10 protein-coding genes are annotated in these 7439 nt (G+C 66.3%); 5 read left to right on the top strand and 5 right to left on the bottom strand.

Translation table 11 applies throughout. The annotated features are described in order from the left end of the window. Together DU475_RS22390 and DU475_RS22385 are read left to right on the top strand one after the other, a co-directional pair. Positions 1 to 426: DUF2478 domain-containing protein (locus DU475_RS22390; protein ID WP_164633361.1), on the top strand; the 426-nt coding region annotated here is incomplete at its 5' end. Between the two features lie 11 nt (positions 427 to 437). Further along, positions 438 to 833 carry an ArsC/Spx/MgsR family protein gene (locus DU475_RS22385; protein WP_164633360.1) on the top strand — a complete coding sequence of 132 codons (396 nt, stop codon included), beginning with the start codon at positions 438 to 440 and terminating at the stop codon, positions 831 to 833. Positions 834 to 840: 7 nt separating this feature from the next. Here DU475_RS22385 and DU475_RS22380 read toward each other — a convergent pair whose 3' ends face one another. Next, positions 841 to 1455 (bottom strand): SAM-dependent methyltransferase, encoded by a 615-nt coding sequence (locus tag DU475_RS22380; RefSeq protein WP_013500941.1) that lies wholly within the window; start codon positions 1453 to 1455, stop codon positions 841 to 843. A 194-nt stretch (positions 1456 to 1649) separates the two neighbouring features. Here DU475_RS22380 and DU475_RS22375 point away from each other — a divergent pair, with 194 nt between their 5' ends. After that, positions 1650 to 2777, top strand: coding sequence for an NAD(P)/FAD-dependent oxidoreductase (locus DU475_RS22375; protein ID WP_164633359.1), 1128 nt, complete (start codon positions 1650 to 1652; stop codon positions 2775 to 2777). Positions 2778 to 2830: 53 nt separating this feature from the next. Continuing rightward, a complete protein-coding gene (locus tag DU475_RS22370) occupies positions 2831 to 3205 on the top strand; it encodes a rhodanese-like domain-containing protein (RefSeq protein WP_013500939.1) in 375 nt (124 codons plus the stop codon). A 13-nt stretch (positions 3206 to 3218) separates the two neighbouring features. Here the strand turns inward: DU475_RS22370 and DU475_RS22365 are convergent, their stop codons facing one another. Next, a complete protein-coding gene (locus DU475_RS22365) occupies positions 3219 to 3647 on the bottom strand; it encodes an ArsR/SmtB family transcription factor (protein WP_047308452.1) in 429 nt (142 codons plus the stop codon). Between the two features lie 243 nt (positions 3648 to 3890). Between DU475_RS22365 and DU475_RS22360 the strand changes: the two genes are divergently transcribed. Continuing rightward, positions 3891 to 4760 carry an alpha/beta fold hydrolase gene (locus DU475_RS22360; RefSeq protein ID WP_047308453.1) on the top strand — a complete coding sequence of 290 codons (870 nt, stop codon included), beginning with the start codon at positions 3891 to 3893 and terminating at the stop codon, positions 4758 to 4760. A gap of 119 nt (positions 4761 to 4879) precedes the next feature. Here DU475_RS22360 and DU475_RS22355 read toward each other — a convergent pair whose 3' ends face one another. From DU475_RS22355 to DU475_RS22345, 3 genes are read right to left on the bottom strand one after another with little or no spacing between them, the layout of a single operon-like run. Next, positions 4880 to 5581, bottom strand: a complete 702-nt coding sequence (locus DU475_RS22355) for an ABC transporter ATP-binding protein (RefSeq protein WP_047308454.1) — start codon at positions 5579 to 5581, stop codon at positions 4880 to 4882. After that, complete coding sequence (locus tag DU475_RS22350; RefSeq protein WP_164633358.1) at positions 5574 to 6308, bottom strand: ABC transporter ATP-binding protein; 735 nt, start codon at positions 6306 to 6308, stop codon at positions 5574 to 5576. The genes DU475_RS22355 and DU475_RS22350 overlap by 8 nt, the downstream gene beginning before the upstream one ends. After that, positions 6295 to 7338, bottom strand: a complete 1044-nt coding sequence (locus DU475_RS22345; RefSeq protein WP_164633357.1) for a branched-chain amino acid ABC transporter permease — start codon at positions 7336 to 7338, stop codon at positions 6295 to 6297. Before DU475_RS22345 ends, DU475_RS22350 begins: the two co-directional genes overlap by 14 nt. Between the last annotated feature and the right edge of the window lie 101 nt (positions 7339 to 7439).

Raw genomic sequence — 7439 nt, 5'->3', positions numbered from 1 at the left:
ATCGACATGCAGCTCATCGACCTGATGACCGGCGAGGCGATCGGGATTTCGCAGACGCTCGGCAGCGGCGCAGGATCGTGCAAGCTCGACGCCGGCGGCCTCGCCGAGTCCGCCCAAGCCGTCACGCGGGCGGTCGCGAGCGGCACCGCGCTGGTGGTGATCAACAAATTCTCCAAGCAGGAAGCGACCGGCAAGGGCCTGCGCAACGAATTCGCCGAGGCGATCGTCGCCGGGCGACCGCTGCTCACAGCCGTGCCGGAGAAATGCGCCGACGCGTGGCGCGCGTTCATCGGCGACGAGGGCGCGGTGCTGCCGTGCAGCCGCGCGGCGATCGAGAGCTGGTGGGCCGAGATCGCGCCGCGGCTGACGGCGCCCCCGGGTTGCGGAGCGAGCGGCGACGGGCGCGAACACAAGACGATCTGTTGAGGGAGTGTACAGTGGCGAGCATCGTGTTCTACGAAAAACCCGGCTGCGTCGGCAACGCAAGGCAGAAGGCGCTGCTCACCGCATCGGGCCACGAACTCGAGGTTCGCAACCTGCTGGCCGAGCCGTGGACGCGCGACACGCTGCGGCCGTTCTTCGGCGACAAGCCGCTGGCCGAATGGTTCAACCAGTCCTCGCCGAAGGTGAAAGCCGGCGCGATCGATTTCGCCGCGCTCACCGAGGATACGGCGCTCGGGCTGATGATCGACGATCCGCTGCTGATCCGGCGCCCGCTGATGCAATCGGGCGACCGCCGCGAGGTCGGCTTCGATCAGGCCGTCGTTCACGCCTGGCTCGGGCTCCAGACCGGCGGACCACGCGTGTTCGACGGCTGCGCGATGGACGATTGAACGCCGATTACTTCGGCTTCCAGCCGATCAGATCGATCAGCGCCGATAGTCCGGCGTGACCGGCGCCCTCGACGATTTCGCTGTCGTGCTCCCGGATGCTGAGATTGTCGAAATCGCCGAACGCCTGCTCCAGCAGTTCGCGGGTGTAGAGGTTTTCCGCGCGGCTCGGGCCGCCGGTCTTGTAGACGAGTTGCTTCGGGCGGTACCCCTCGATCAGCAGCAGACCGCCGGGTTTCAGCGCGTCACGGATGTTCTGAAACACCGCCGGGCGCTGCTCCGGCTCGACGAACTGGAAGAAGATGCCGGCGATCACGTCGACGTCGCGCGGCCATTGCCAGGTCAGCAGATCGGCGCACTGCGTTTCGATGGTCACGCCGCGCGTGGCCGCCAATCGCTGCGCTTTGGACTGCGCGTTCGGCGAGAAATCCACCGACAGCACCGACAAACCGCACTCGGCGAGAAACACGCCATTGCGGCCTTCGCCATCGGCGATCGCCAGCGCCCGCCCCTGCTTCGGCAGCAATTCGCGGCACGACGCCAGAAACGCATTCGGGGCGGTCCCGAACACGTAGTCGTCACCGGCAAAGCGGCTCTCCCACATATTGAAGTGTTCGGATGCCATGATGGCCGGTTCTCCTTTTGACGTACCGGGACGCGGCTCCAGCTTGGCGGCAGCCGCGGCGCCCCGCAATGCCCGATCGCTTGATGCCCGATCGGCGACGCCGCGGCGGTGACATCGTCACAGACTGCCGGCGGCTGCCATGCGACGGATCGTTCGGCGGGGGCATACGACGCGCCCAACGAGGATTCGCCAGGATGCGCAACATCACCATCATCGGTTCGGGGTTCGCCGGCCTCACCGCCGCCCGCGAGTTGCGAAAGCGCAAGGTCGACGCCGAGATCACGATGATCTCGCCGCGTCGCGAATTGCACTTCCTGCCGAGCTCGATCTGGATTCCCGCCGGCATCCGTCAGGGCGAGCGGCTGAAAGTGCCCCTCGACCACTTCCTGAACAAGCACCGGATCGACTTCGTCGAAGCCTCGGTCACCGGCCTGAAGGACGGCGGCCGGATCGCCGTCACCGACCAGGGCGAACTCCGCAACGATCACCTGATCATCGCCACCGGCGGCCGCTTCATCCGCAAATTGCCGGGCATCGAGCACGCGCTGATCCCGTGCGAAGGCATCAAGGTCGGCGAAGAGATCGGACGCCGGCTCGACGCGCTCAAGGGCGGCACCATCGCGGTCGGCTTCGCCACCAATCCGAACGAACCTGGCGCCATGCGCGGCGGGCCGATGTTCGAATTCCTGTTCATCATCGATACGCTGCTGCGTCAGCGAGGTAAGCGCCCGGGCTTCGAGATTGTGTTCTTCAGCCCGGCACCGCGCCCCGGCGCACGGCTCGGCGAGCGCGCGGTCGATGGTTTGCTGCGGGAGATGAAGAGCCGCGGCATCGCCACCCGGCTCGGCCGCAAGATCCTGCGATTCGAAGAGCGTAAAGTCGTACTCGAAGACGGCGAGATCGACGCCGACCTGATCCTGTTCATGCCGGGACTGACCGGCCCGGCATGGCTGGAGAACACCGAACTGCCGCTCTCGGCCGGCGGCATGATCAAGGCGGACGAACTGTGCCGGGTCGAAGGTCTGCCCAACGTCTGGGTCGCCGGCGATGCCGGTTCGTTCCCCGGTCCGGACTGGATGCCGAAGCAGGCGCATCAGGCCGATCTGCAGGCGATCGCATTGGCGGCCAATATCGCCGCGATCGAAGCGGGACAGCAGCCGAGCAGCCGTTTCAAGCCGGAACTGGTGTGTATCGTCGACACGCTGGATTCCGGCATGCTGGTGTTTCGTAACGAGCGTTTCAACTTCGTCGGACCGAAGATGAAGCTGTTTCACTGGCTGAAGCGGCTGTTCGAACGTCACTACCTGACCACGTTCCGCTGACATCCGGGTCACGGAGCCGGTGGGCCGATTCGCCGAACGGAGCGGACTGCAACATGAGCGTGAAGACGATTTCGCCGATCGAGGCCCACCGCATGATGACGCACGACGGCGCGGTGCTGGTCGACGTCCGCGAGCGGCATGAGATCGAGCGCGAACACATCGCCGGTGCGATCGAGTTGCCGCTGACGGGTCTCAGGCACGGCGACCTGAGCGCGGCGCGGGGTCGCAAGGCGATCTTCTTCTGCCATTCCGGCGGACGGACGCGCATGTATGGCGGCCAGATCGAAGCCAAGGCGAACGGCGTGTGCGAGCCTTACGTGCTCGGCGGCGGCATTCTGGCGTGGCGCAAGGCCGGCTTTCCGACGGTGCAGGGCCCGAAACCACCGAGCCTGTTCCAGAGGTTGTTCGGCGGCAATCCGGCGGACTGACGGAAAGCGCGCTTCAAGCCCCGACGGTCTGGCGCTGACGGCGAGGCGTCGCCGCGGCTTTCGCCCGCGAATGTGCCGCGGGTCTGTCCTTGCCGCGATCCTTGCGGCAGAAGGTGGCGTGCAGCGCCAGGATCAGGCTGCGAACCTCCTCGCTGGCGAGCGAATAGAACACCTGCTGGCCTTCGCGTCGCGCCTGCACCAGCTTCTCGCTGCGCAGCCGTGCGAGCTGCTGCGACACCGTCGGCTGTCGTTCGTCGAGCAGTTCGGTCAGTTCCGATACCGACTTTTCGCCCTCGGCGAGCTGGCACAGCATGATCAGCCGCGACACATTCGACAGCGTCTTCAGGAACTCGGCCGCAACCACGGCGTTTTCGCGCAGCTCGCGGGTGTCGACAAGTTTCACCGCCGGAGAGGTCTTTCGGACGCCGCTGGCCGCAGCCATCAAGGGATCTCCGCTCAATTCATGATGGACGCTGAAGACGCGCAAGAGATTTGCGACGTCGAAAGCGCTCGCGACAGTCGCGATAGTCGTAAGCCCCATGCATACCCGTGTTGCTACAGATTGTCAGCCCGCCCAGGGTGGCACCGGTGGGGAGCACCGGTGGGGCGTTGCGGCCCGGCAGGGGGCATTGAAGCGGTCACCGGCTCGGGCTATTGCAGCCGTGGAAACGCTCGCAAGACAACAATGCAACAACCACAAAGCTGCTTCTTTCAATCCCACGGCCTGCGCCTGCACTATTGGGACTGGGGCAACGCCGCCGCGCCGCCACTGCTGCTGATTCATGGCGGCAAGGACCACGGCCGTAGCTGGGATCATCTCGCCCGCGCGTTGCAGCCGCACTTTCACGTGATCGCGCCGGATCTGCGCGGCCATGGCGATTCCGATTGGGCGCGCGGAGGCAGTTACGCGCTGCCGGAATACGTCTACGACCTGACGCGCCTGCCGCCGCTCGCCGCTGCTCGACCTGCGACCGTCATCGGCCATTCGATGGGTGGGATGATCGCGATGCTGTATGCCGGGACGTTTCCGGAACGGGTCGAACGGCTGGTGGTGCTCGACGGCGTCACGGTCCGCCCCGACGCCCGGATGGCGCCGGTGCACGAGCGGATGACCAAATGGCTCGGGCAGCTCGATCGGCTGGAGGGCCGCGCGCCGCGCCGCTACGCAACGGTGGCCGACGCCGCGGCGCAGATGCGCGCCCATAACAAGCGGCTGACGTCGGAGCTGTCGCTGCACCTCGCCACTCATGGCGTACGCCGCAACGACGACGGCAGCTATTCGTGGAAGTTCGATCCGTATCAGCGGGTGACGGCGCCGCACCGGCTGGCGCCGTCCGAATACGCCGAGCTGTGGGCACGGATCCCCTGCCCGACGCTGCTGCTGTTCGCCGGCGAGAGCTTTCTCCAGCCGGCCGAAGCCGCCGCAGCTTCGCGTCATTTCAAGGACGTCCGCTCCGAGATCGTCAGCGATGCCGGCCATTGGCTGCAGCACGACCGGCCGGACGAGGTGCTGCGGCTGATTGCGGAATTCGTCGACCTTCCGTCCGCGTCTTGAACTACGAACATCTCCTCCTCGTCATTGCGAGGAGGCGAGACCGACGAAGCATCCAGCTCAGTGCACAATGCCTGGATTGCTTCGCTGCGCTCGCAATGACCGAGAGGATCTTAGCGCCGCTACGGCGCCAGATATTGCAGCAGCCGCGGGTCGTTGCGGACCTCGTCGGCGGTGCCGGTGAGGGCGACGCGGCCGCGGTCGAGCACGAAGGCGCGGTCGGCGACGCGCAGGGCGAGGTCGAGATGCTGCTCGACGATCACCACCGCGATTTCCTTGGCGAGCGCGATCAGCCGGTCGGTGATCTCCTCGATCACCCCGATCCACACCCCTTCGGTCGGCTCGTCGAGCAGCAGCACGCTCGGCTCCGACAGCATCGCGCGGCCGATCGCCAGCATCTTGCGCTCGCCGCCGGACAGCGTTCCGGCGATCTGGTCGAGCCGCTGACCGAGCTTGGGAAACATCTCCAGCACGCGGTCGACCGCGCGGCTGTCCTTGTTGGTCAACGCCCCCACCGCGAGATTGTCGCGGATCGTCAGCCGCGCGAACACCGGATGGTCCTGCGGCACGTAGCCGAAGCCGGCGCGGACGCGCTGCTCGGTGGGCAACCTGGTGACGTCGCGCGAATCCAGCGAAACGCTGCCGCGCTTGGCCGGCAGTTCGCCCATGATCGCCTTCATCAGCGTGGTCTTGCCGGCGCCGTTGCGGCCGAGAATGGCGACGCCGCCGCGCCACGGCGCCGACAGCGACACGCCGAACAGCACCTGGCTGCGGCCATAGCCGGCGTCGAGATCGCGAATGTCGAGATAATGATCCTCAAGCACGGCGCAGATACACCTCCTGGACCTTCGGGCTCGCCTGAATCTGCTCGACCGTTCCGGTGTCGAGCACCGCGCCCTGATCGAGTACGGTGAGGCGATCGCAGATGTCGCGGATGAAATCGAGATCGTGCTCGACGATCACCAGCGAGCAGCGCGACTTGATCGGCGCCAGCAGCTCGCCGGTGACGCGGCGCTCCTCCAGACTCATGCCGCCGGTCGGCTCGTCGAGCAGCAGCAGTTTCGGCTCGGGTGCCAGCGCCATCGCGATCTCGAGCCATTGCTGCTGGCCGTGCGACAGCGCAGACGCATGCTCGCCGGCGCGATCGACCAGCCGGAACTGCTCCAGCATCGCCATCACCTTGTCGTGCAACAGGCCGCGCGTGCGCGAGAACATCAGCTTGGAGAGCGCGGTCTGTCCCTGCAGCGCCAGCAGCACGTTGTCGTACAGCGTCAGCGCCGGCAGCACCGAGGTGATCTGAAATTTCAGGCTCATGCCGGCACGGGCGCGCTCGGCCGGCGACGCCGCGGTGATATCGGCACCGTCGAACCCGACGCGGCCCTCCGTCGGCACTTCGGCGCCGGCGATGCACTTCATCATCGTGCTCTTGCCGGAGCCGTTCGGCCCGATCAGGCCGTGAAACTCGTTGGGCTGCACCGTCAGCTCGGCGCCGTTCAGCGCGGTGAGCTTGCCGAACACCTTTTTCATGCCGCGGGCTTCAAGCAGAGCCATGGTCGCCCCCTTTCGGCGGCCGGCCGAAGCTGCCGATCCGCTCACTGTGGCTGACGATCAGGCTGATCAGCCCGGCGGGGCGGAACAGGATCACCAGCAGCATCAAGGCGCCGAGAATGATCGGCCAGATGTCCTGGTAGGAATTCGACAGCCAGAACGACACGATCTCGATCACCACGGTGCCGATCACCGCGCCGATCAGCGTGCCGGAGCCGCCGAACAGCACGTACAGCACCACCTGGGTCGACATCACCACGCCGAGCATGTTGGGCCAGACGAAGCCCTCGTGAAACGCATAGAGGCTGCCGGCGAGCCCGGCGATCGCGCCGCTGAGCGAGAAGATGATCGCCTTGAGATGTTGTACCTTGTAGCCGAAGAAGGAGATGCGCTGCTCGTTCTCGCGCAGGCCGGCCAGCGCCAGCCCGAACTGCGACCGCACCAGATAGCGGCAGACCGCGTAGACCGCGATCAGGATCGCCAGCGCCAGATAATAGAACACCGCGCCCTCGCCGAGGTCGTAGCTGCCGATCGTCATCTGCGGGATCGAGGGAATGCCGTTCTGGCCGCCGAGATAGTACCAGCCGCGCGCCAGCCGATCGAACGCATAGGACGCGGTCAGCGTGCCGAGCGAAACGAAGATCACGCTCGACGGGTTGCGCCCGAGCAGCAGAAAGCCGCCGATCAACAGCGCCAACGCGAATCCGATCAGCACGCCAGCCGGCACCACCAGCAGCATCGACGAAATCCCGAGATCACGCCCGAGCAGCGCCACCCCGTAGCCGGCGCCGCCGAAGAACACCGCCTGGCCGAAGCTCATGATCCCGGCATAGCCCCACACCAGATCGAACGACAGCGCGAACAGGCACAGGATCAATACCCGCGTCATGAACACGGTGAGATAGTCCTGCAGCACCAGCGGCAGCAGCAGGAACAGCGCCAGCATCGCGATCTCGATGATCGGCAGCACCGCGCGGCGCCGCCTGGCGCGGGGCGACGCGGCCTCCGAAAGTGTCGAAGAAACGTCTGTCATCGACGCGCCCGACTGCCAGCAAACCCGACGGTCGCGTTCGAACGCAGCGCGGCCGCGAAGCCTCCCTCTCCCCGCCTGCGGGGAGAGGGCCGGGGTGAGGG

Source organism: Rhodopseudomonas sp. WA056, assembly GCF_010906995.1.
Classification (GTDB): domain Bacteria; phylum Pseudomonadota; class Alphaproteobacteria; order Rhizobiales; family Xanthobacteraceae; genus Rhodopseudomonas; species Rhodopseudomonas palustris_G.
Note: the sequence above shows the minus strand (reverse complement) of the source record. Positions and strands in the feature narration are given on the sequence as shown.